General features: G+C 63.3%; 3 protein-coding genes. 1 reads left to right on the top strand and 2 read right to left on the bottom strand.

What is annotated here, in order from left to right:
- Together NBG84_RS39725 and NBG84_RS39730 are read right to left on the bottom strand one after the other, a co-directional pair.
- A partial coding sequence (locus tag NBG84_RS39725) for a site-specific integrase (protein ID WP_250924611.1) occupies positions 1–975 on the bottom strand: 975 nt, incomplete at its 3' end.
- 461 nt (positions 976–1,436) lie between these two features.
- Complete coding sequence (locus tag NBG84_RS39730; RefSeq protein ID WP_250924612.1) at positions 1,437–1,853, bottom strand: helix-turn-helix domain-containing protein; 417 nt, start codon at positions 1,851–1,853, stop codon at positions 1,437–1,439.
- A 233-nt stretch (positions 1,854–2,086) separates the two neighbouring features.
- On the opposite strand from NBG84_RS39730, the gene NBG84_RS39735 reads away from it, so the two are divergent.
- Positions 2,087–2,562: hypothetical protein (locus NBG84_RS39735; RefSeq protein ID WP_250924613.1), on the top strand; the 476-nt coding region annotated here is incomplete at its 3' end.

A 2,562-nucleotide genomic window follows, 5' to 3' on the forward strand; every position in this document is an offset into this window, starting at 1 on the left:
GATCCACGGGCGCCGGACAGTGGACCGTCGCAGCGGCGCTCGGTACGGCTGTCCTGTTCGGCTCTTCCCGTTGCGGCCATGGAACACCAGCTCGTCCTCGCGAAGGCCATCGGCCGGTTCGGACTCAGCCCGACTGGCGCTCGGGGACGCTGCCAGGATTTCGCGGAGGACGGTGACGGCGAGCCCTGTGAGAGGCACGGTTCTGAGGCTGGCGTCAGATTTTGGGTAGACCTTGCGCTTGATCTTCCCGCCCACCTCGGTGAGCACTTCACGGACCTGGAGGCGTCGGCCTTCGAGATCGACCCAGCACCAGCGGAGGCCCGCCAGCTCGCCGAAGCGCAGGCCGGTTTCCTGGGCGAGCACCTGAAGGTTGTGTAGCCATGTCGGAAGGCAGGCCCGGACTCGCCAGAGCTGGCCGTAGGTTGGTGGGCGCCGGTCTTCGGGGTGCTTCTTCTTGATCTTCGGCAGCTTCACGCCCTCGGCCGGATTGAACGGAATCCGACGGTCGCGCTTCGCTGCTTCGAGCATCCGGTCGAGGATCTGGAAGGTCTTCACGACGCTGCTCGGGGCGAGGGGGCCGCCGTTCTCGTCCACGAGTCCGTTTACCCAGAGCTGGATCTCTCGCCACTCGAACTCATACAACTTCAGCGAGCCGAAGTGAGGTTCGATGTGGTTGCGCCAGGACCTCGAATCCCGGTCCAGCGTCGACTCCTGGCCAGTCTGAGTCGGCCACCACAAGGTGTGCCACCGGCACAGAGTGATCTCTCCGCGGGCGGGGTCGATCCAGGTGCGCAGCCGTACTTCGGTGCGTGTCTGCTCAAGGAAGTTCGTCGCCTCGGTCTCGGTGGGCCAGTTCTTGCTGCGGCCACGACCGCGAGGGTCGGTGTAGCGGGCCTCCCACGTACCGGTGTGGTCGTCGGTCGGGGGCCGGCTACCGGGGAACTTCTTCAGGCAGGGAGGGCAGCCGCACTTCATGCTTGGGTTGGGGCGGGGATTGTTCTGGCGCGGGTTTGCAGTGCTCCTACGAACCACGAGTGATTCCCTACTGATCAGATCGAGCGCCGTCTCCATTCTGCTCGCCCGGTAGAAACACGGGGTCGCCACAGAAACAGGTGAGGCCGGCGGTGGAATTCGGTGCGCCGAGGTCGATTGTCAGGAGCGCGTGAATTTCCCTGATCAGTAGGTGCTGGTGGGTTCCCCTTTGGACGAGAATTTCGACTTCGTCCGGGTCCCATACTGCGATCTCCGGTGCTTCATCGGCCTCGGTGATGCGGATACACACAGGTGTCCCCCAGGATGCGCGATGGCATTAAGCCCGAAGCGGGAGGACAACGGGAGCCTGAGGCTACCCCTGTGCGGGCCCTGTGGGGAGCCCTTTCGGCATATGCGTTCGGAAGTGGAAATTCCCCCTCTTTATAAGGCAACCCTTACTATCGCTAGCCAGACCTGGCAAGGAGTTCGGCATGTTGGATAAGTGCTCGCTGGGACCCGACGGGCAGGGCTCTGTAGATAGACAGCAGTCGTTGTTCTCGCTCTGCGCTGCTGGGCCCCGGGACCTGTCGGCCTGCCGCCCTGAAAACGTCTCCTGCTCTTATCTGACTACCCCAGTTACGTAGGGCCTTTGCGAGTCGTCGGAAGTCCTCTGGATCAACCCTGCTGGTACCACGCGTGCCTTTGATCCAGTGGTTCAGCGTGGAGTAGGTGATGCCGGCGGCAGCGGCGAGATCCTTCTGCGTCCGGCCGACCGTGTCCAGCTCGCGCGTGAGCAGCGCCCCCAGGTCCTCGCCCTCGCGGGGGAGGTCCTCGGCGGCGGCCTGAGGGGTGTCGCCGGGGTGGTGCGGGCCTGTAGTCACACCCGCAGTGTCGACTACGCCCATCTACATACGCAAGTAGAACGCCCATCGCTGACCTGCATTTGACCGGGCTTGCGAATCTACCTGACCCCTGTGCACCCCATTGGGGCGTAAAGAACCAGTCGGGACCAACTATTGACCGAATCTGCATCTACATGCAGACTGTAGATCGTGCAGCTCGGGGAGACCTGAACTGGACATCCACCCTCATGTCCCACGACAGGTGCACCACCATGCGACGACTGGACAACGGACGGCCGCTCCGCACTGCCATGAAGGCCAGCGGCATGACCATCCCCGACCTCGCCGCCAAAACAGCTGAGGTCGACCCAGCACGGGAGGGGCTTTCCACCTCCTATGTCGGCTTCATCGCAGGGGCCGGCAAGACCTCCCGCGAAGAGTGCAGCGACCGAGCCGCTCAGCTCATCGCCGCCGCACTCGACAAGGAGGTTTCCGACCTCTTCGAGTCAGTCGTCTACGTGCTCAGCGAATCTACATCTGCACGCAGATCGAAGACCGAAGAAACCCAAAAGTCGGCTGCGCTGCCCGAGTTCCTGATGACGCAGAAAGAGCTCGCGAAGTACCTGCGGAAGTCCAACTCCTGGATCGACAAGCAAATCCAGGAAGCGAAGCTGCGCGGGGAGGACTGGCCCGGCTTGATCTACGTCGGCGAGTCCCGCCGTTTCGACCCCGTCCAGGTCCTCGCAGG

Origin of the sequence: Streptomyces albipurpureus, from assembly GCF_023701525.1 — a bacterium.
GTDB classification, from domain to species: domain Bacteria; phylum Actinomycetota; class Actinomycetes; order Streptomycetales; family Streptomycetaceae; genus Streptomyces; species Streptomyces albipurpureus.